This window comes from Corynebacterium sp. ACRPE (assembly GCF_022347435.1).
GTDB classification, from domain to species: domain Bacteria; phylum Actinomycetota; class Actinomycetes; order Mycobacteriales; family Mycobacteriaceae; genus Corynebacterium; species Corynebacterium tuberculostearicum_D.
In genome coordinates this window covers 197,567-218,597 of the sequence record NZ_JAKRNA010000001.1, presented here as the reverse complement: position 1 = coordinate 218,597, position 21,031 = coordinate 197,567, and the positions used below count along the sequence as shown (strand labels likewise).

General features: G+C 58.7%; 19 protein-coding genes and 1 pseudogene. 9 read left to right on the top strand and 11 right to left on the bottom strand.

The window, feature by feature from the left end:
* The first annotated feature begins 78 nt into the window (after window positions 1-78).
* Window positions 79-648, top strand: a complete 570-nt coding sequence (locus MHY13_RS01025; RefSeq protein ID WP_239228015.1) for a GNAT family N-acetyltransferase — start codon at window positions 79-81, stop codon at window positions 646-648.
* Window positions 649-959: 311 nt separating this feature from the next.
* Here the strand turns inward: MHY13_RS01025 and MHY13_RS01020 are convergent, their stop codons facing one another.
* The 4 genes from MHY13_RS01020 to glpX all read right to left on the bottom strand — a co-directional run bounded on the left by MHY13_RS01020 (window position 960) and on the right by glpX (window position 5,818).
* On the bottom strand, window positions 960-2,528 hold the full coding sequence (locus MHY13_RS01020; RefSeq protein WP_239280117.1) for an MDR family MFS transporter: 1,569 nt from the start codon (window positions 2,526-2,528) through the stop codon (window positions 960-962).
* Window positions 2,522-3,145: a TetR/AcrR family transcriptional regulator gene (locus MHY13_RS01015; protein WP_239280115.1), complete on the bottom strand. Its 624-nt coding sequence runs from the start codon at window positions 3,143-3,145 to the stop codon at window positions 2,522-2,524. Before MHY13_RS01015 ends, MHY13_RS01020 begins: the two co-directional genes overlap by 7 nt.
* 173 nt (window positions 3,146-3,318) lie before the next feature.
* A complete protein-coding gene (locus MHY13_RS01010) occupies window positions 3,319-4,719 on the bottom strand; it encodes a class II fumarate hydratase (RefSeq protein ID WP_204609624.1) in 1,401 nt (466 codons plus the stop codon).
* 85 nt (window positions 4,720-4,804) lie between these two features.
* A complete protein-coding gene (gene glpX, locus MHY13_RS01005) occupies window positions 4,805-5,818 on the bottom strand; it encodes a class II fructose-bisphosphatase (RefSeq protein WP_239280113.1) in 1,014 nt (337 codons plus the stop codon).
* 188 nt (window positions 5,819-6,006) lie between these two features.
* Between glpX and MHY13_RS01000 the strand changes: the two genes are divergently transcribed.
* Window positions 6,007-6,576: a DUF4245 domain-containing protein gene (locus MHY13_RS01000; RefSeq protein ID WP_200435108.1), complete on the top strand. Its 570-nt coding sequence runs from the start codon at window positions 6,007-6,009 to the stop codon at window positions 6,574-6,576.
* Here the strand turns inward: MHY13_RS01000 and MHY13_RS00995 are convergent.
* Genes MHY13_RS00995 through xseA form a run of 3 tightly spaced genes read right to left on the bottom strand, consistent with a single transcriptional unit; the run spans window position 6,560 to window position 8,460 of the window.
* Window positions 6,560-6,928: a hypothetical protein gene (locus tag MHY13_RS00995; RefSeq protein WP_204609621.1), complete on the bottom strand. Its 369-nt coding sequence runs from the start codon at window positions 6,926-6,928 to the stop codon at window positions 6,560-6,562. The genes MHY13_RS01000 and MHY13_RS00995 overlap by 17 nt on opposite strands.
* Entirely contained in the window at window positions 6,928-7,197 is a 270-nt protein-coding gene (locus MHY13_RS00990; protein WP_204609618.1) for an exodeoxyribonuclease VII small subunit, read from the bottom strand. Before MHY13_RS00990 ends, MHY13_RS00995 begins: the two co-directional genes overlap by 1 nt.
* 21 nt (window positions 7,198-7,218) lie before the next feature.
* A complete protein-coding gene (gene xseA / locus MHY13_RS00985; protein ID WP_239280111.1) occupies window positions 7,219-8,460 on the bottom strand; it encodes an exodeoxyribonuclease VII large subunit in 1,242 nt (413 codons plus the stop codon).
* Window positions 8,461-8,601: 141 nt separating this feature from the next.
* Here xseA and MHY13_RS00980 point away from each other — a divergent pair, with 141 nt between their 5' ends.
* Window positions 8,602-9,552, top strand: coding sequence for a 4-hydroxy-3-methylbut-2-enyl diphosphate reductase (locus MHY13_RS00980; RefSeq protein WP_239192602.1), 951 nt, complete (start codon window positions 8,602-8,604; stop codon window positions 9,550-9,552).
* Between the two features lie 65 nt (window positions 9,553-9,617).
* Here the strand turns inward: MHY13_RS00980 and MHY13_RS00975 are convergent, their stop codons facing one another.
* From MHY13_RS00975 to MHY13_RS00965, 3 genes are all read right to left on the bottom strand, one after another.
* On the bottom strand, window positions 9,618-10,421 hold the full coding sequence (locus MHY13_RS00975; RefSeq protein WP_239280109.1) for a DUF6542 domain-containing protein: 804 nt from the start codon (window positions 10,419-10,421) through the stop codon (window positions 9,618-9,620).
* 62 nt (window positions 10,422-10,483) lie between these two features.
* Complete coding sequence (locus tag MHY13_RS00970; protein WP_238801622.1) at window positions 10,484-11,554, bottom strand: DNA recombination protein RmuC; 1,071 nt, start codon at window positions 11,552-11,554, stop codon at window positions 10,484-10,486.
* 36 nt (window positions 11,555-11,590) lie between these two features.
* A complete protein-coding gene (locus tag MHY13_RS00965; RefSeq protein ID WP_239280100.1) occupies window positions 11,591-13,060 on the bottom strand; it encodes an AI-2E family transporter in 1,470 nt (489 codons plus the stop codon).
* A gap of 47 nt (window positions 13,061-13,107) precedes the next feature.
* On the opposite strand from MHY13_RS00965, the gene ychF reads away from it, so the two are divergent.
* From ychF to MHY13_RS00945, 4 genes and pseudogenes are all read left to right on the top strand, one after another.
* Window positions 13,108-14,193, top strand: coding sequence for a redox-regulated ATPase YchF (ychF, locus tag MHY13_RS00960; protein WP_239228025.1), 1,086 nt, complete (start codon window positions 13,108-13,110; stop codon window positions 14,191-14,193).
* A gap of 128 nt (window positions 14,194-14,321) precedes the next feature.
* Window positions 14,322-14,855, top strand: a pseudogene (locus MHY13_RS00955) (type 1 glutamine amidotransferase domain-containing protein).
* 226 nt (window positions 14,856-15,081) lie between these two features.
* Entirely contained in the window at window positions 15,082-15,993 is a 912-nt protein-coding gene (locus MHY13_RS00950) for a cation diffusion facilitator family transporter (protein WP_239235468.1), read from the top strand.
* Window positions 15,994-16,506: 513 nt separating this feature from the next.
* Window positions 16,507-17,436, top strand: coding sequence for a PRC and DUF2382 domain-containing protein (locus MHY13_RS00945; protein WP_239280098.1), 930 nt, complete (start codon window positions 16,507-16,509; stop codon window positions 17,434-17,436).
* A gap of 70 nt (window positions 17,437-17,506) precedes the next feature.
* On the opposite strand, the gene MHY13_RS00940 is transcribed toward MHY13_RS00945, so the two are convergent.
* The gene (locus MHY13_RS00940; RefSeq protein ID WP_239235463.1) at window positions 17,507-18,868 is read right to left on the bottom strand and encodes a dicarboxylate/amino acid:cation symporter; all 1,362 of its coding nucleotides are present in this window, start codon (window positions 18,866-18,868) and stop codon (window positions 17,507-17,509) included.
* Window positions 18,869-19,149: 281 nt separating this feature from the next.
* Here MHY13_RS00940 and MHY13_RS00935 point away from each other — a divergent pair, with 281 nt between their 5' ends.
* On the top strand, window positions 19,150-20,244 hold the full coding sequence (locus MHY13_RS00935) for a thermonuclease family protein (protein WP_239280096.1): 1,095 nt from the start codon (window positions 19,150-19,152) through the stop codon (window positions 20,242-20,244).
* Window positions 20,245-20,430: 186 nt separating this feature from the next.
* A complete protein-coding gene (gene pcp, locus MHY13_RS00930) occupies window positions 20,431-21,018 on the top strand; it encodes a pyroglutamyl-peptidase I (RefSeq protein WP_239280094.1) in 588 nt (195 codons plus the stop codon).
* The last annotated feature ends 13 nt before the right edge of the window (window positions 21,019-21,031 follow it).

Sequence of the window (21,031 nt, the reverse complement as noted above, 5' to 3'; positions counted from 1 at the left end):
GCCAAGTTCGTTCGCGTTGGGTGATCTTTATGTGTACAGCGTGGCGAAGCTGGGCATGTCCCAGTAATAATGTTGTATATGAGCGAGAACGCCAAGCAGACGTCTTCGGACGACAAGAAGAAAGATTTCCGCATCCGCCCCTTCACCGCGGCGGATTACCCGCAGATGCGAGAGATCTATGAACAGGGGCTCAATACTGGGCACGCTACCTATGAGACCCGATCCCTGACCTTTGAAGAATTCAAAGCCGGCAAGATCATGCCTTCGGTGTATGTGGCCGTTGAAGCAGATGATGATTCAAAGGTCCTGGGGTGGGTTTCTGCGGCCCCTGTATCTACCCGCACCGTCTTCCACGGAGTAGTGGAGGATTCCATCTACCTAGGCACCGAGGCGCAGGGCCGCGGTATCGGCGGCGCACTTTTGGACCGCCTGATTGAGGTGTGTCAAGACCTGCACAAGTGGGCCATCCACTCATGGATTTTCCCTGAAAATGCAGGTTCTGCGGGGCTGCATAAGTCGCGCGGCTTCGTGAAAGTGGGTACCTACTCGCACATGGCAAAGATGACCTACGGCGAGCTTGCGGGCCAGTGGCGCGACACCGACGTATATGAGCTGCTTTTGCCCAAGCCGGAGGAAAAGAAGCGGTAGCTTCCCCGGCGCATACTAGCCCCTGCTCGTACCACACTCGTGGTAACGATGGCAGGGGCTTTTTGTTTAGGCCTTAGAACCAGGGGAGCGGCAATAAAAATGCCCCGCCTAGGGCGGGGCATATCGGCCCACCGTGCGCGCGGGCTTGCGCCACACCTCGATGGGGCCGGCCTGGATTTGCAACGCCGCTTGGAGGGCGCCGGGGCATATCCAAGGGCGGATTCTATGGGGGGCGTCGGCAAGCGGGAATGCATCGCGCAGGGCATGCAGCTCCCGGCTAGTGGCCTGTATTTCTGCAGGTGAAGGTGATATTAGTCAATCGTTTCCTTCAGTCGCTCCTCGCGCAGTGGCAGGAGGAGGATGAGGGCGACGATAACCAGCGGAACCATGAGGGCGATGACCGGGGTCAGTCCGTCATTGTAGGAGTTGAGGATGGCTTCCTCGATGGGCTTGGGGAAGGATGCAACCAAATCCGGGGTGAGGCTATTGGCACCGCCATTGGCATCGCCAAACTTCTCCGCGTAGGCAGCACCCTCCGGTCCCATCTTCTGGAAAGCCTCAGGCATGCGGGTGGCCATCTCATCCTTCATATTGTGGATGAACATGGAGCCGACCAGGGAAGCGCCGAGGGCGGAGCCGATCTGGCGGAAGAAGTTATTCGCCGCGGTAGCCGTACCCACCTGGGACAGCGGGAAGGAGTTCTGGACGATGAGCACGAGGACCTGGATAACCATGCCCAGACCGATGCCGAAGACCAGGAACTCGCAGCCCAACTGCTTCAGGGAAGTCTCCACGGAGAGGTGGGACATCCAGAACAGGGCGCCGGCGGTAACCGCCAGGCCGATGATGGGGTAGACCTTGTAGTGGCCGGTGCGGGCGATGATAAAGCCCACGCCAGTGGAGGTGCCGATAAGGCCCACCATCATCGGGATCATCATGAGACCCGCCTTGGTTGGGGTCAGGGTGTGCACCATCTGCAGGTAGGTAGGCATGTAGCCCAGAACACCGAACATTGCCAGGCCAAGTACCACGCCGGAGAGGGTGGTCAGGGCCATGTTGCGGTTCTTGAACAGGCGAACCGGGATGAGCGGTTCCTTAGCGCGCAACTCCACAAAGACGGTGATGATGGCGCCGATGATGGTGATGGCACCCAAGGTGAGGATCATGGAAGAGCCCCACTCGTACTCGGTGCCGCCCCAGGTGGTCATGAGGATAAGGGAAGCGGTGGTGATGGCGATGAAGGTAGCACCAAGCCAGTCAAAGCGCTTCATATCGGCATCGCCTACGCGCAGGTGCAGCACTAGGGTGCACACGATAATGGCGAGGATGCCCAGCGGGATATTCATCCACATGCCCCAGCGCCAGCCTGGGCCGTCGGTGAACCAGCCGCCGAGGACGGGGCCGAGAACGGAGGACAGGCCGAAGACGCCGCCCATGATGCCCATGAACTTGCCGCGCTCACGGGAGGAGGTGACCTCGGCGATGATGGACTGGGAGGAAATCATCATAAAACCTGCGCCAAAGCCCTGCACAGCGCGGGCGATGATCAGCAGCGTCATGGAGTCTGCAAAGCCGCCGAGGGTGGAGCCCACGACAAAGGTGGCGATACCGCCGATATAGAGCCACTTGCGGCCTAGCATGTCACCCAGCTTGCCGGAAATAGGCATGGCGATGGTCATGGTGACAAGGAAGGCGGAGATGACCCAGCTCATGTGGTCGACGCCGCCAAGCTCACCAACGATGGTTGGAAGAGCAGAAGAGAAGATCATTTGGCCCAAAGAGCTCATCAGCATGGTGAGCATCAAAGCCGAGAAGATAAGCCCGAGGTTATCGGCTCGGGATTGGCCCTGCGTGGGGGCCTTAGTAGCCGTATCTACCATCGCATTCCTTTCATAAAATCTGTTATTAGCGTGAGGGAAGTATCGAGTCGCGCGTGGAGGTCCTTGCTGCAATCCGCATCGGGGGATGCCATCGCGAGCCAAAGTGCCTCGCGGACGAGGCCGGCGATGAGCATCGCCTCGGTGCTCGAGGAGCAGCTATCGAGGACGCGAAGCTCCGGTTCTGTGGTGAGGCGTTCTTCAATGAGATCGATAAGCTCAATGGATTTTGCGCGCTTCCGGCTTATTGCCGCCGCGGCCGCATCAGGATCATTAGAGATGCGCTTGCGGCGGTCCCGGATGGTCGGGTTGATGTGGTGGCCTTCCATGTGTTGCCTGACCAACTGGAGGACGAGTCCTACCATGCTGGTCGTTGGCTCCGTGAGGAAGAATTCCCGCATCTCCTCCGTAAACTCGGTGCTTGGAGCACCTAGTACGGCGGATTCCTTAGAGTCGAAGTAATTGAAGAAGGTGCGCCGAGAAATACCGGCTACTTCGCAGATCCTCTCAATCGTGACCGCGCTAAAGGATTGCTCATCCACCAGCTTTGTGGCGGCATCCTCTATGCGCAGGCGCGTCTCGAGGCGCTTCTGCTCGCGTAGTGATAATTCTTCTTGCACGCCATGCAACTTTACACTCGGTGCAAACTTGCACCAAGTGCAAAAGTGGTGATTTTAGAGGTGCGTTTCCATTAATGTGTTCTATGCCATAGCGCTTGCCGACGCCCCCTTACCTCAGGCATGCGAAACCCCGCCCGAGTCCTGCCCGGGCGGGGTGGCGGTGCGGCGATTACTTAGAAGTTATCGCGGTCGCGGTTAGTCATGCTCAGCACGTTGAGGCGCTTATCTAGCTCTTCCTCGGTGAGGTTCTCGCCGTCGACAAAGCCCAGGTCAATAACGGCCTGGCGGACAGTGATCTTCTCGTGCAGGGCGTGCTTTGCTGCCTTAGCTGCGTTTTCGTAGCCGATGGCAGAGTTGAGCGGGGTCACGATGGAGGTGGACGACTCCGCAAAGTGCTTCATGCGCTCCTCGTTGGCCTCGATGTGATCGATGCACTTATCGGCGAAGACGCGGGAAGCATTAGCCAGCAGGCGAGCGGACTCGAGTACGTTGCGCGCCATCATCGGGATGAAGACGTTGAGCTCGAAGTGGCCCTGAGCGCCGCCGAAGGCTACGGCTGCGTCGTTGCCCACCACCTGGCCCGCCACCATGGTGACGGCCTCAGGGATAACCGGGTTGACCTTACCCGGCATGATGGAGGAACCCGGCTGCAGGTCCTTCAGGTGAATCTCGGCCAGACCAGTCAGCGGGCCGGAACCCATCATGCGCAGGTCATTGGCAATCTTATTGAGGGATACAGCAATAGAGCGCATGGCGCCGGAGAACTCCACCAAGCCATCGCGGGCTGCCTGGGCCTCGAAGTGATTTTCTGCTTCCTTCAGTTCCTTCACACCGGTGAGCTTCTTCAGCTCTTCGGTGACCTTGGCACCAAAGTCTGCGGAGGTGTTCAGGCCGGTACCGGTGGCGGTGCCGCCGATGGCCAGCTCGCCCAAGCGTGGCAGGGTGGCCTCAATGCGTTCAATGCCCAGCTCGATCTGGCGGGCGTAGCCGCCGAATTCCTGGCCCAGGGTAACCGGGGTGGCATCCATCAGGTGGGTGCGGCCGGCCTTGACCACATCGGCGAATTCCTTGGCCTTCTTGGTCAAGGATTCGTGGAGGACCTTCAGACCCGGGATGAGGTCATTAACGGCAGCTTCCGTAGCAGCCACGTGCGTAGCGGTGGGGAAGGTGTCATTAGAGGACTGGCCCATGTTCACGTGGTCATTCGGGTGAATTTCCACGCCATTGTTATGTGCCAAGGAGGCGATAACCTCATTGGTATTCATATTGGACGAGGTGCCGGAACCGGTCTGGAATACGTCGATTGGGAAGGCGTCGTTATGCTTGCCCTCGGCGATTTCAGTGGCGGCAGCAATGATGGCATCGGCCTTATCCGCATCCAGCTTGCCGGAAGCCTTATTTGCCTGAGCGCAGGCTGCCTTGAGCAGGCCAAGGGCGCGAATCTGTGCATTTTCCAGGCCACGGCCGGAAATCGGGAAGTTGTCCACTGCGCGCTGGGTCTGTGCACGCCACAGGGCATCTGCAGGAACCTTAACTTCGCCCATGGTGTCATGTTCAATGCGGTATTCAGTCATGTGAAGATCACCTCAGTTAATTGGGTAGTGTGTGCTTTCCAGTATGGCGGAGATCTAAAAGAAGGGCCGCCTTCGGGGGTGAACCCTACTTCTTGGTTGGCGTGTCGTAGTCCACGACGGAATACTCCTGCAGCTTGGACAGCTTGTGGATGGAGTCGATGTAGCGGATGGTGCCGGACTTGGAGCGCATAACCAGCGAGCGGGTCGTAGCACCGGAATTGCGGTAGGAAACGCCGCGCAGCATGTCACCATTGGTCACGCCGGTGGCGGCGAAGTAGCAGTTCTCAGAGGAGACTAGATCATTGGTCTTGAGGACGCGGTCCAAATCATGGCCGGCGGCGCGGGCCTTTTCTGCTTCCTCTTCATCCTTCGGCCACAGCTTGCCCTGGATTTCGCCGCCCATGCAGCGCATAGCGCAGGCGGTGATGATGCCCTCTGGGGTGCCGCCGATGCCCATCATCATGTCGATGGAGTTCGAATCCTGGCAGGTAGCGATAGCGCCGGCTACGTCACCATCCATGATGAGGCGGACCTTGGCGCCTGCGGCGCGAATTTCAGAGATGAGCTGTTCGTGGCGGGGACGGTCAAGGACCACCACGGTCAGATCGGTGGGGCGAATATTCTTCGCCTTTGCTACGGACTGGATATTCCATTCCACGGACTCGTTGATATCGATAGCGCCAACTGCCTCGGGGCCAACGGCAATCTTTTCCATGTAGAAGACTGCGGAAGGGTCATACATGGTCCCGCGTTCGGCAGCCGCAATGACGGAGATGGCGTTGGGGCGGCCTTCCGCCATCAAGCGGGTACCGTCAACCGGGTCTACGGCGATATCCATCGCGGCACCCTCGCCGGTGCCTACCTCTTCGCCGTTAAAGAGCATGGGGGCCTCATCCTTTTCGCCCTCACCAATGACAACGACGCCGTTCATCGCTACGGAATTGATGAGCTTGCGCATGGCGTCGACCGCCGCGCCATCGCCCTCATTCTTCTGGCCGCGGCCTACCCAACGGCCGGAAGCGAGTGCTGCTGCTTCGGTGACACGAACCAGTTCCATTGCCAGGTTGCGGTCAGGAAGATAAGACGTATTTTCGGACATGTGTAGTGGTTGCCTTCCATAGTTTTCTCATCGAGGGGTGTTCCCCTTGATGCTCTACCTTTCCATTCTCGCACTTTTTTGCTCTAAAGGGTTCGATTTTGCGCCCCATTTGTGGGGGATTGACAGATCTTTCGGAGCAAAAGGGGCCGTGTGGCTTTTTGAAAGCAGGCCGTGCGATACTAAGGCGCGTGGCTGCAGAAGAAAGACCAAAGATTTTTGAAGGCGCGAAGGATATTTCCCTGTCCCTCGCCGTCGTGGTGATTATGATGCTGCTCGCCGTGGGAGCGACCGGCCTGTGCTCAATTAACTCCGAAACCCAGCAGGGAGCGGTGCAGGAAGTGGATGAACAAACCTTCCTAGACACCCAGGCTCGCGCAGGGGTCGGTGCTATTCGCAATCCCGAAATGCCGGAGGGCTGGGAGGCCAATGCTGCCCGCCGCGTAGATATGGGCGGCGAGAATGCCACCGTGGTCAGCTGGGTGACCGCTGACCAAGGGTTTGTGGAGTCTACACAAACGCAGGTCGCGGCCGATAAGGCAGGCGAGGCGTACGATGCCAACTACCGCGGCATTGAATCCGCCCGCGAGGTCAAGGGCCACCAAGTGCGGGTGCTAGAAAGCGACGATGATTCCGTGCGCCGCCTGTGGGTTACGGATTTGGGCGATGCCCGTCTCATCATCTCCGGCGCCGCGGACGACAGTGACTTTGAGGCTGCTACCGCTGCGTTTATCGACGCCGCACCTATAGCCGAAAAATAACCTCGCCCAAGCCTTCTTCCGCGGCGGTGGCGCTAAGACCGTCGCCGGCTTGGGCGATAACTTCAGCTAGGGCCTGCGAATCTAGGCCGCTGAGGCGTGTTTTTCCTGCAAAGACATCGATGCGCTCGCGCTGCGAGCGCTGCGGATAAATGGCAATCTCGCGTACTTTGTCGTCCGTAAAGCGCAGCACCACAGATTGGGAGAAGTAGCTCACCTCATTATCGTCGCGGGTGTGCGCAGGGCCGAAGAATTCTTCTACGAATTCTCGGGAGTCTCCCGCCATGATGGAACCGGCGGCCGCGGATTTCGATACAAAGTCCACGCGCTCGCCTGGATACCCATAAATCTGCACTACTCGTCTCCTTCAGCGTCTGCGTCCTCGGCCCGATCGAGCGCGTCTTCCACACGCTTCGCCGCGCCGTCGAGGTGCGCCTCGCACGCACGGGCAAGCGCCTCCCCGCGCTCCCAGTACTTCAGCGACTCATCCAAGCCCATTTGTCCGAGCTCGAGAATCTTGACGGTTTCAATGAGTTCATCGCGAGCTTGCTCATAGCTCAATTCTTCTACTGGGGTAAAAGCATCCTGGCCTGGCTGGCCGGTACCAATGGTGTCCTCGGACATGATTTTCTCCTCGTCTGGTGATTAATCGGCGGCCTGGGAGGCCATAGAAACTGCGGTAATAGATCCATCGCCTACGCGAATGCGCAACTGTGCGCCGGGTGGGGATTGCTCATATGAAGTCACAACCTCAGGGCCGGAGCCGTCCTTGGGCACTACCTGGACGATGGAGTACCCGCGGGCGAGAGTCGCCGACGGACCCAAGGCCGAAACGCGGGCGCGCAGCGATTCCACGTGGCGGGTTTCTCGCTCCACCATGACTTCAATTTCTCGCCGCATGGTGGCGCGGGTGCGCTCTACCTCTTCGCGGCGCGCACGGATAGGGGTCATTGGGTCCGCCATGACAGGCCGGGAACGAATATTGTCGAGGCCGCGCCGTTCCCTTTCCACCCAGCCGCGCAGCGCGGCCGCCATGCGAGAGCGAGCCTCTGCGACGATGGCGCGCTCCTCTGTCACAGAGGGCACGACGCGCTTGGCGGCGTCGGTAGGCGTCGCAGCGCGCAGGTCAGCGACGTTATCGAGCACCGGGCTGTCCGGCTCATGGCCAATGGCAGAGACTACCGGGGTGCCGGCCGCAGCCACTGCGCGTTGCAGTGCTTCTTCCGAGAAAGGCAGCAGATCTTCCACGGAGCCGCCGCCACGGGCGATGATGATGACGTCGACTTCAGGATCCGCATCAAGCTGCTGGAGCGCATCAATAACCTCAGGCACGGTATTCGCACCCTGGACCGCGGTATTGAGGACGCGGAACTGCACCGCTGGCCAGCGGTCATGGGCTACCGCCATCACATCCCGCTCTGCAGCCGAGCTGCGTCCGGTAATCAGCCCAATTTTGTGTGGCAGGTAGGGGAGGGGCCGCTTGCGTGCGGGATCGAAAAGGCCTTCAGTAGCCAGCTGTTGGCGCAGCTTTTCAATACGAGCGAGCAGATCGCCAATGCCTACATGACGAATTTCGGTGGTCCACAGTGAAAAGGACCCGCGTCCCGCGTAAAAGGCTGGCTTGCCATGGACAATGACGCGGTCGCCGTCTTTCAGCGGTGCTGACAATGACTGCAACATCGATGATGGGCAAGTCAATTGCACGGACTTTTCCTGCTGTACGTCACGCAGCGTGAGGTAGGACAGCTTCCAGGTGGGCTTGAAGTTAATTTGGGTCAACTGACCCTCTACCCACAGGTAACCCAGGCGCTCGATCCAGCCCTTGACTTGGTCATTGACCTTGCCAACGGGCCAGGGAGTATCCGGTGTATTTGCCGGTTGATTCACACAGCCTCCCTTTCTTCAGTCTGCCGTGTTCTTCCGTCTAGTTTAGGGGCCAGCGCAGTTGATTGTCCCGCTCGGGGTAGTCAGAAAGGTGACGTTAGGCCCCACTATTGTTTTGCGTAGTGTTTCGATACTCTGGGAGCCATGACTGATGGTAAAAATGTTCTCCTCGCGGCCCCGCGCGGATACTGCGCGGGCGTGGACCGCGCGGTCGAGACTGTAGAAAAGGCGCTGGAAAAGTACGGCGCGCCCATTTATGTACGCAAGCAAATCGTGCACAACCGTTACGTCGTAGAGTCTCTGGCAGAACGCGGCGTCATCTTCGTCGACGAGGCCTCTGAGGCACCAGAAGGCGCTCACCTAGTCTTCTCCGCCCACGGTATTTCCCCAGCCGTGCGCGCAGAGGCAACGCAGCGCAAGCAGCTTACTTTGGATGCCACCTGCCCATTGGTAACCAAGGTGCATAAGGAAGCCCAGCGCTTCCAGCGCGATGGCTACCACATCCTCTTGGTTGGCCACGAAGGCCACGAAGAAGTAGAAGGCACTGCCGGCGAAGCACCTGAGGTCACCCACCTCGTGGACGGTGTCGAGGGCGTCGCCAAGCTGCCAGATTTCTTGCAGGATGAGAAGCTTATTTGGCTGTCCCAGACCACGCTATCGGTGGATGAGACCATCACCATTGTCAATAAGCTGCGCGAGCGCTTCCCACACCTGGAGAACCCGCCTTCAGACGATATTTGCTACGCCACCCAAAACCGCCAAGAATCCGTCAAGGCCATTGCGCCACAGTGCGACCTGATGATTGTGGTGGGCTCTAAGAACTCCTCTAACTCGGTGCGCTTGGTTGAGGTGGCGCTTGAGGCAGGCGCCAAGACTTCCCACCTCGTGGATTTTGCCAAGGAAATCGACGAATCTTGGTTGGAAGGCGTCCAGACGGTCGGCGTAACCTGCGGTGCTTCGGTACCTGAGTTGCTGGTACGCGAAGTACTGGAGTTCCTGGACGAGCGCGGTTATAGCGACGTAGAACAGGTAACGACCTCTACCGAGACGATTACCTTCGCCCTACCGCGCGACCTGCGCCCAGCACGAATCTAAGTAGCGTTTGCCTATACGGCAGTTAAAACGGAAGAAAGGCCCGGAAACGGGCCTTTCTTTTTGCTTTAGTCCTCGTCGTAGAGGTTATCGTTCCAACCTTGCTTGGGCTGTTCCTTCTGCTGCTGAGACGCCGGAACGGACTCGCCAGCGCGCCGGGCTGGATCCGGGCGCAGTAGATTGTCGCGTTCCTCTTGTTGCATTCGGCGACGCTCTTCACGGTCGCGACCACGTAGGCGATCCTTGGGCGCGGGGCGTGACTTCTTCAGCGTGTGCGAGGCGCGGGCACGCTGCGGAGCGGCTTGAGACTGCTTGGAGTTCTTTGCCGGTTTATCGCGAGCCATCAAATCTGCAACCGATAGGCGTTCCTCGCGGTTGCGTCGGTCTTGTTCGGCGTCGGCACGGCGGGAAGCGGTTTCCATTTTGGCGGTGCGCTTGGCCGTCTTGCGGAAGCGCGCCCAGCGCAGCCAGGCGATGATTGCCGCGCCCACCAAGGCAATAAGGAGCCACAGGAACCTCTGGACAAGGGGGAAAGCCGCGGTGACGATCGCCGTCTTGGAAAACGCCGATGCGCCCTCTGGCAAGTTGGCCTTGGTGATAAAGAAACCGGCCACGACCACCGTTATGGCATACACAATGGGGATAGAAGCCACGGTGAGGAAAAGACCCCGCTCTTCTACGATGAGCGCTACCAGCAGTGAGCCGATGACAAGGAAGGCGAGGTAAGCCCACCCGATGGAACCCATCAGAATGGAAATAGACGCGCCGGTGAGCAAAAGTGCCGCGAGCAGCCCAAGGCCCTTGCCCAGCGTGATGCTGGGGAGACCGGAGCTTTGGGCGGCGGAGGACTTTCTTTGCTTGGATTGTGACACGTCGGAAGATCCTACCGGTTGCCGCCGACCCATGGCTATTTCCACGCACGAAAGCGGCGGATTTATAGTGCCGAATTTCCGCGAGGCCACGTATCAATAGGCAAGGGCTCCCGCGGGGTGCGGTCCGTGCGGCCTGGGATATCCATCTCATGTAATTTGCGGGCGGTGACGCCCACGCGGGAATCGAGCGAGGAAAGCGTGGCGTTATAAGCTTCGACTGCCTTTTCCAGGTTATGGCCCACCTTTCCGTAGTGATCAGAAAGTGTATTCAGGCGCGTATACAGTTCGCGCCCCAAGCGCTGGACCTCTTTTGCCTTGGCGGAAATATCTTCCTGGTGCCACCCCATGGCCACCGTGCGCAAGAGCGCAAAAAGCGAGCTGGGGGTGGCGATCACTACATTGCGTTCAAAGGCGTACTCGATAAGTTCTGGGTCCACCGATAATGCAGCATCAAGGAAGGGGTCTGCGGGAACGAAGAGGATGACGAACTCGGGCGTTGGTTGAAACGCCTCAATATAGTCCTTCTGCGATAGTGCTTGGACGTGGCCGCGCATTAAATGCGCGTGGCGGCGGAGGAAGCCGGCGTGCTCTTCCGGGTCATCGGTTTCTAGGGCGTCAAGGTAAGAGGTAAAAGGAACCTTGGCATCGACAATGATGTGGCGGCCACCGGCCAAATTGATGAGCATGTCAGGGCGGACGACGCGCCCGCCCAATGGGGCGGAGACCTGGCAATCAAAGTCCACATGTTTGGTCATACCGCCGAGCTCAACCACGCGCTCCAATTGCACCTCGCCCCAACGGCCACGCACATTGGGTGAGCGCAAAGCGGTCACTAGTTTGTCGGTGCGTTCGGTCAAGCGGGAGGAGGTGCGGGTAACCGCCTGCACCTGGCTGGAGAGGGAGGCGAGCAGCGCGGTGCGGTCTTCCTCAATTTCTTGGAGCTGAAATCCCAAGCGGTCCATGGCCTTTTCTAGCGGTTGGAGTTCGGCTTGGCGGCGCTGCGAGTCTTGCAGCGCGCGGTGCTCGGCGCTCGGCGCGGAGCGCGTAGCGGAGTAAGAATGGGCTAACCAGCCCATTACCGCGCCGAGGATGAGGCCGATAAAAAGTAGCAGCACGGGCAAAGTGGAAGTCATGGCTTCCAGCATGGCACGCGCCGCCGACACGACTCACTATTTTTTCGAATCTCCGTTCAAAAGGCCTTCGAAGGCATCGCGGGCGCGGCGCAGGTTTGCGCGCATGCCGGGCTTTTCATGCTCCTTGGGGGTGGATTCCACATCGAGGGCGGCGTCGAGGGAAGTGGAATCGCCGTCCGCGGAGACGTCGGCAAACGCGCCTTCTGGGGCTGCATAGTCCGGCATCTTGAGCCATGCCTCGCGCTTATAACGCCCTTGGTCTTCGGTGTAGCGGCCGATGAGATAGCCAGCCACGGTAGAAAAGTCCAGATCAGCGGCGGTCTTTTCGCCCGACTGCAGCTTCATCATGTCTTGGCCGTAGCGGTAGGCCACCGCAAACATAGCGGCCGCCGGAACCGCGAGGAAGCCACCTATCAGGCCAAAGAGAGCTGAGCCTACTGTTACGGAAACCAAGACGATGACCGGGTGCAGGTCCATAGCCTTGGACTGCAGCCAGGGCGAGAGAACATTGCCTTCCAGCTGCTGGACCAGCAACACCAGGCCGAGGACGAGCAGAGCCTGGGTTACGCCAAGGGAGACCAACGCGATGGTGACGGAGAGGGCGCCGGCCACGATCGCGCCGACGAAGGGTATGAAGCCCGCGATAAAGGTGATGATCGCCAACGCCATGGCCAGCGGAACGCCGATAAGGGCGAGGCCGACGCCGATAAAGACGGCGTCGACAAGCGAGACAACTGCCTGCGCGCGAATGAAGCCGCCCAGCGTATTCCAGGCGCGAGTAAGCAGCTCAGTGAGGTGCCAGCCGGCGCGCTTACCCGTGGCATCGCGCAGCCAGGGAAGGAACTTAGCGCCGTCCTTCAGGAAGAAGAAGGTCAGCACCAACACGATGAAGAGCGTGACCAAGATGGAGGTGGCGGTGCCGATGCCGGTAAAAACCGAGCCTGCGATGGCGCCAGCGCGTTGCTGCAGCCAAGAGGCCGCCTCGTCGATATAGCTACTCATGTCATCGCTATCGAGGTTAAGCGGTGGGCCCTGGGCCCAGAGCTGCAGGCTTTGGATGCCGGAGACCGTCTGCAGATACAGTGACCGGGATTGCCGCATGAAATCTGGGGCAACAAACGCGATGAGGCCGCCAACAGCCGTGAAAGAAACCAAAATGGTTACGGCGGCCGCCAATGCGGCGGGAAGGCCAATAGTGCGCAGCTTTTTAGCCACCGGTGCCAGAACGGTGCAGATAATAAGGGCCAAAAGAACTGGTAAAAGGCCCTGCCAGAAGTTACCCAGCAAACGGTAGAGGGCGTAGAGGAATACGCAGATGATGAGCAGGCGAACGGCCCATAGGGATGCGGCCTTAACCACCTCGCCGGCGATGACGGAGCGGTCTACCTGATCGCCTGGTGGATGTGGGGATACATCCTCCAGCTTGCTGGTGTCGAAGCTTTCATCAAACTTATCGCCCAGGCCCGCTTGGGGGTCATCGGGCAGCGGTTGGTTATCAGAATTCACCCCACCATCTTGCCTTAAAAGAAGGCGGGTGCGTTAGGATTGGCCCCGTGAGTCTTACACTAGGAATCGTCGGCCTGCCCAATGTGGGCAAGTCCACTTTGTTTAATGCCCTGACCCGTTCCGAGATCCTGGCGGCGAACTACCCGTTTGCCACCATCGAGCCCAACGTGGGCTTGGTGGAGCTGCCGGATTCCCGCCTGACTCAACTGGCGGAGATGTTTAACTCTGAGCGCATCCTCCCTGCCACCGTGTCCTTCGTGGACATCGCCGGCATCGTCTCCGGCGCTTCGCAAGGTGAAGGCATGGGCAACGCGTTCCTAGCCAATATCCGCGAGGCAGACGCCATTTGCCAGGTAGTGCGCGCCTTCTCTGATGACAATGTCATCCACGTTGATGGCAAGGTTGACCCGCGCAATGATATCTCCGTTATTAATACCGAGCTCATTCTTGCGGACCTCCAGACCATCGAAAAGGCCCTGCCGCGCCTGGAAAAGGATGCGCGCAAGAATAAGGACTTGGCTGCCGAGGTAGAAGCAACCAAGAAGGCCCAGGAGATTCTGGAAGATGATCGCACCCTCTTCGCCGCAGCGAAGGAGGGCGAGATTGACCTCGCCCTCGTGCGCGATCTGCACCTGATGACGGCTAAGCCCTTCCTCTATGTCTTCAATTCGGATGAAGCAGTGCTTACCGACGACGCTAAGAAGGAAGAACTCCGCCAGCTCGTCGCCCCGGCTGAGGCCGTATTCCTCGATGCGCAGACCGAAACCGAGCTGCTCGAGTTGGAAGAAGATGAAGCCCGCGAGTTGCTCGAAGCCGTAGGCCAAGATGAGCCGGGCCTAGCCACCCTGGCTAAGGCAGGTTTTGCCACCTTGGGTCTGCAGACCTACCTCACCGCCGGCGAGAAGGAGGCCCGTGCGTGGACCATTAAGCAGGGCTCTGCCGCACCGCAGGCAGCCGGAGTCATCCACACCGACTTTGAGAAGAAGTTCATTAAGGCCGAGATCGTTTCCTTCGATGATCTTGTAGAAGCCGGCTCCATGGCCGAGGCTCGTGCGCATGGCAAGGTCCGCCAAGAGGGCAAGGACTACATCATGCAGGACGGCGATGTGTGCGACTTTAAGATCGGCGGCTAATCCCACCCCTTTGAACTGGCCCTTTGCCAGAGGGAGAAGGCGCCGCCCACTCGCGCGCAAGAGAAGGTAGCGAAGACGAAACTTCCGCGTTACCGTGGGCGGCGTACCCGAACATAGGAGGCCGCAACATGGCTGAACTAGATAACAAGACCATTGCCATCATCGCTACCGATGGCTTCGAAGACTCTGAGCTGACCTCCCCGCTGGAGGCCGTGAAGAACGCTGGCGCTACCGTGCGTGTACTCGCCCCAAAGGCCGGCACCATCACCGGCAAGAAGGGTACGGAGATTTCCGTGGACGCCGCTACCGCTGACTCCACCGGCGAGTCTTTCGACGGCATTATTCTGCCTGGCGGTACCGACAACGCCGACCTCATCCGCTTGGACAAGGCCGCAGTAGAAATCGTGCGCAACCACATGAGCAAGGATCTACCGCTCGGCGCGATCTGCCACGGTGCTTGGATCCTGGCTGATGCTGAAGCCCTCAAGGGCCGCACCCTGACGTCCTTCCCGTCCCTGCAGACCGACTTGCGCAATGCAGGTGCCACCTGGGTAGATTAGGAAGTCCACTGCGACCAGGGCTTGGTCTCGTCCCGCACTCCAGATGACCTGCCAGCCTTTAACGCCAAGCTGGTAGAAGAGTTTGCAGAGGGACAGCACTAAAGTTCCACGAATTTCAGCCACGGGTACTGCCCGTGGCTTTTTTCGATCTTGCGCCGGTGTCATGTGCCCTATAAAGTTAGTTTTTCTGAAGGGGAGTAGTTCCCTCGGTTAATTCCGAGATGACTGGTCGACATACTGGCGTGTAGCCCGGCCAGCCAGCGCCCGCAGTGCCCGCGGCCGTGAACGAGACCTTCGGTCCGCAACCGAACCGAAGGGAGAAGTGACTATGTCCTCTATTGGCTCAGAGCAGCGCATTCTTGAGCGCTTCATGCAGCTGTCCATCGCCGCCGCTGTGGCCACCATTATCCTCAAAGCCTTGGCCGCGTGGGTTACCGGCTCGGTGGGCTTCCTCTCCGATGCCTTCGAATCCATCGTGAATCTCGTCGCAGCCGTCGCCGGCTTTTATGCCCTCCGGATTGCCTCTAAGCCGGCCGACGATAACCACCAGTTTGGTCACGGCAAAGCCGAGTACGTCTCCGCCTTGGTAGAGGGCGCAATGATTTTTATTGCGGCCGGCATGATCGTGTACACGGCGATCCAACGCTTCTTTGTTCCGCAGCCGATTGAAGAGCCGGGCTGGGGCTTGGCGTTGTCAACGCTTTCGTCCGTGCTCAACGGCGCAGTGGGTATCGCGCTCATCCGTGCAGGTAAGCGCTACCGTTCCGCCACCTTGGAGGCGGATGGGCACCATCTGTTTACCGACGTCTGGACTTCCGTCGGAGTCCTTGTCGGCATCGCCGCCGTATTCCTTACTGGCTGGTGGTGGCTGGATCCTGTAGTGGCGCTCGCAGTGGGCATCAATATCTTATGGACGGGCTATAGCCTCCTGCGCGATTCGGTGAGTAGCCTGCTTTCTGAGGCGCTTCCCGACGACGAGCGCCAGAACATTAGGCAGCTCCTAGCTCGGCTGGAGCAGGAACACTCGGTAAACTTCACGGATCGTCGCACCGTGGCCTCTGGCCGCCAGCGGTTGGTGTACCTGACCATGGAGGTGCCAGGGGAGTGGAGCGTCATGCACTCCCACGAGGTTGCAGACGCAGTGGAAATTGCCCTCGACGAGCTTTACCCAGGCTGCAGTGCGTTCATTCATGTGGAACCAGCCGGTCTGGAAAATCGACGCCCGTACCTATTCCGCTAAGACTTAATCTTCTCAGCTTTCTGCCGACAGCTGAGGTGAATGCGCACTAGACCAATATGTGTGTAGGCCTGTTCGGGGGCACGGACTTGTATGTTGCCTGTAAATTGGCGGGGTAAAAGCACACCCTCTTTAAACAATCCTGTGGTACTGCTGTCACCGCATTTCGGGGGTGTGGTGAACAATGGACGATTTGGAGATCGTGAAGGGGTGCGTCTAGGACGCTGCGGGCGAGAGAATCGACATCCGGTTTCCCGGTTTGGGTGTTTATGGTGCAGATTTTCCAATGTTATAGAACTGTTATCAACCGTTCTGAGCTGCATCAAGCTTGGCTTTGGTGAACAAAGTTGAGAAAAATCTCCGCTAGCGGTCGAAAAATTTTGATTTCTCCGTATGGTGGTTGTCACAGCAATCAATTGGAGATTTTCACCCCCACACTCCACGTGGCGGGGTTGGAAAATGTCCTTTTGTTTGGTTGAAGATAGCTATACCAATAGCAGAAAGGATTTACTGACAATGGGCAAGAACATTAAGGACCTCTTTAACGCAACCGCATACGACAAGGACGGCGAGAAGCTGGGCGACGTTAACGAGGTATTCGTTGATGACCAGTCCGGCCAGCCTACCTTCGTTGAGGTTAACCACGGCCTGTTCGGCATGAACTCCAGCTTGGTTCCGCTGCGTGGCCACGACTTCTCCGGCGATGACCTGAAGCTGGGCTTCTCCAAGGACCGCATCAAGGATGCTCCGGACTTCGACTCCGATAAGCCGCTGACCCCTGAGGCACAGTCCGATATCTTCAAGCACTACGGTCTGGAAAACGCACACGACGTTACCGACTACAAGGATTCCAACCTTGACTCCAAGCGCGACGTTCAGGCTGGCGCTGACAAGGATCACAACCTGACCGCAGGTGCTGGCGCTGCTGGTGCTGGCGCAGGTGTTGCAGGTGCAGGCGTTGCTGGTGCACACGCTGATGAGAAGAAGGCAGCTACCCACACCACTGACGCCGCTGCTACCGAGCGCAAGGCTGGCGTAGCTGATGACGCTGCAGCTGCACGTACCAACAACGATGGCGAGCTCATCCGTTCCGAGGAGCAGCTCAACGTCAACAAGGAGCGCGTCGCTACCGGTGAGGCTCGCCTGCGCAAGTACGTTGTGACCGACACCGAGTCCGTTGAGGTTCCGGTTGAGCGTGAAGAGGTTCGCGTCGAGCGCACCCCGATCAACGCTGAGGATGCCAAGAACTACAACGGCTCCATCTCCGGTGACTCCGAGGAAGCTTCCGTCACCCTGCACGAGGAGCGCGTGAACGTGAACAAGGAAACCGTTCCGGTTGAGAAGATCAACCTGAAGAAGGACACCGTTCGCGACACCGAGACTCACACCGAGGAGATGCGCAAGGAGCAGATCGACACCGATGGTGTTGACGGCCTCAAGAAGTAAAAGAGCATAGCTAAACGCCCGCAAGGAATACCTTGCGGGCGTTTCTTTTTTCCTTATCTAGGAGACTGGTTTAAGCCTTGACGCCGATAGCCTCAGCCGAGTCAGAATCCATAATGTCCTTGACGCCGTTCTCGGCAGCATCCCAGGTTGCCTTGTCCTGGATGCCGGCGCGCTTAGCCACGATGGTGGCGCACAGCACCTGTCCGGTGACGTTGAGTGCGGTACGACCCATGTCAATAATCGGCTCGATAGCAAGCAGGAGACCTACACCAGCCAGTGGCAGGCCGAGCGTGGAAAGCGTCAGAGTGAGCATCACCGTTGCGCCGGTGGTGCCTGCGGTGGCAGCGGAACCGATGACGGACACAAAGATGATGAGCAGGTACTGGGTGAAGTCAAGGTCGATGCCATAGAACTGGGAGACGAAGATGGCAGCGATGGCTGGGTAGACGGAAGCGCAGCCATCCATCTTGGTCGTTGCGCCCAGCGGAATGGCAAAGGAAGCGTACTCGGACGGAACGCCCATAGCCTTTTCGCTGAAGCGCTCGGTAGCTGGCATGACGCCCATCGAAGAACGGGTAACAAAGCCCAGGGAGGTCACGGGCCATACGCGCTTGAAGAAGCCGATGACCGGGATCTTGTTGAACTTCAGCACTGCCGGGTAGACCACGGCAAATACCAGGCCCATGCCTACGTACATGGCCAAGACGAACTTGCCCAGCGAGCCCAATGCATCCCAGCCGTAGGTAGCTACGGCCTTACCGATGAGGGCCGCGGTGCCAATCGGGGCAAGGCGGATAATCCACCACAGGATGACCTGAATGACCTTCAGGAAGGACTCGGTAAAGCGCAGGAAAGGCTCGGCAGACTTGCCAGTCTTGACGGCGGCGATACCAATGGCCAGCGAGATGACGAGGAGCTGGAGGGCGCCAAAGCTGAGGGATACTTCGCCGTCGGAAAGCGAGGCAGAAAGGCCCACGAAGTTCTGGGGCAGAAGCTGCTCAAAGAACGCGGTCCACGAGCCGACGTGGGAAGGATCCTGCGCGGTGGAAGCATCGATGCTCGTACCGATGCCCGGCTTCATTACGACGGCGACAATGATGCCCGTCAAGACGGAGAAGAATGCGGTGATGGCAAACCACACAAGCGTGGAAATTGCCAGGGAAGCGGCGTTGGCCACCTTGCGCAGATTAGCCACGGAAGTAACAACAGCGGCGAAGATGAGTGGCGGGATCATCACCTTGAGCAGCTGAACGTAGGCGCCGCCGACGCCCGTGAGCAGAGTGGTCAACCAGCCTGGGTTATCTGGGTCGGTATCCATGCCGGAGGCAATGAAGCCCAGGATAAGGCCGATGATGAGGCCCGCGATGACCTGAGCACCGAATCCCGTGGCCCAGCCGGGAAGCTTGGAGCGCGAAGATTCTTGTTGAGACATAAAGATTCCTTTGAAAATAAAAATGGACAGATCGGACTATTTTCCAGATACTGTTCTGTTCAACTTCAACATCGCTCAGCTTATTCCTTCTACGTCTGTAGGTACAAAGTGCGAGTGGTTTGCCGTGGCTAGAACCTCACCTTTCACGCTCACGGAAAGGTGGATCTGCGCTGGCTTTATGGCGCTGGTGAGCGCGAAGGGAGGGGAGTTTGAGCTACCACATGTGTCCCATTGCTAACTTTAAGTAGCTACTCTCTCTATCTTTCTCAGGAGGAACATTTATGGGCTGGGTTAAACCTCTCGTTGGCATTTTCGCAGTTGGCGCAGTGGCTTCCGTTGCTTTAGGCGGCGGTGATGAAGATACTGTGGCGGTCAACCGAGTGATCGATGGCGACACCATTGACGTCGACATAGACGGCGAAAATACCCGCGTCCGGCTGCTCAATATTGATACGCCTGAAATCGGCCATAACGGCGAACCGAGTGAGTGCCTTGCGGAGGAAGCGAAGCAGTACTTGGAAGGACGGCTGCCAAAGGGAACGGAGGTTCGGTTGGAATATGACTCCGAGCGGACCGACAAATACGGCCGCACTCTTGCCGGTGTCTTTATCGACGATGACTTCATAAACGCGGATGTCGCGGCCGAAGGGCTTGCCACTGCAGTCGTATTTGGCGGAAACGACAAATTTTACGACGAAGTGCGCAACGCCGAACGCGGCCCTAAAGACGCCGGCGAAGGGGTCTTTGGGGTCTCGGACGAGTGTAAGGTTTCCAGCGATAAGGACATGGCCGAGGCGCTTAGCGGCGCTGAAGCTGCGGCGGTAGCATTTGCAGCTTCCGGGGAAGCTGATATTGCAGGGTACGAGGATGTACTGGACAAATCAGCAGCTGCGAAGGCCGGATTAGCGATTCTGACCCGCCACAAAGATGATCGAAGCACCTTCCAGAAAGCAGCGTATCCGGATGCTCCCAAGGAGATTGCCGCGAAGAAGGAACGCGAGCTTGAGGGGGAGGAGAAACAAGCCCGCGAAGAGCTCGAGAAGTTGGAGGAGAAAGAGCGGGAGAAAGAGAAGCGCGAAAAGGAACGCCAGGAAGAAGCACGCCGCCGTGCAGAGCAGCGGCAAGAAGAGATTCGCCAGCAGGAGCACAACGCGCCGGAAGTAGAGGTAGCGGAGCAGCCAGCGCATGAGGAGGTGGCTGACTATCAAGCCCCCGAGCAGCAGCCCGCACCTCGGCCGGCACCTCAGCCGGCACCGGTGGTCGATAACTACACCGGGTGCCGAGCTTATGGCGGAAACTATGCCATGACGTCTGTAGATAAGAATGGACGTTCATACGCGAAGATCGACTGCACTACGAAGCAGCAGATTGGTTAGGCACCCCGCCCTTCGCGCTCACGGGCAGGGCCCTGAGTGCTTGGAGTATGGCTCCCGGTGAGCGCGAGGGGAGCGGGGATTAGGGCCTACGCCCTTGCCGCTCACCGGGACCAAGGGGAAGTGCCATCCAAGCGCTGCCGGTGAGCGCGAAGGGTGGGAGGGCCCGGGATCTGGAATACTGGCAGCATGAAAATCCTCGTAACCGCATTTGACGCCTTCGGCGGAGAGAGCATCAACCCCACGGAACGAGCGCTTCAGCAACTGCCGGATCGCATTGGAGACGCGGAGCTCATCAAGCTGGTGATCCCGACGAAGTTCGGGAAATCGCTGCGTCGGGCGATTGAGGCCGCGGAGGGCTCGTCGGTCGATGCCATCGTATGTTTGGGCCAGGCCGGCGGGAGGGCGCATATCACCCCGGAGCGGGTCGCGATTAACGTTATGGATGCCGATATTCCTGATAATGCGGGTTATCAGCCGGTGGATGTACCGGTTGTGGAAGGCGGCCCGGCGGCATACTTCTCTACGCTGCCCGTAAAGGAAATGGTTGCGGCAATGGAGGATAGTCCGGCGCGGTTGTCGAATACGGCCGGGACCTTTGTGTGCAATCAGCTGCTCTATGGTCTCCTGCACCACTTTGCAGCGACGAGGGTGCGTGCAGGATTTGTCCACGTCCCGTTCATTACAGAGCAGGAGAAAACGGAAAAGCCCATGATGGAGCTGGCGGAGATCGTCGAGGGGATTAAGCGGGCACTCTGGGCGGTGCAAGCTAGTTAGGGTAGCCTTTGTG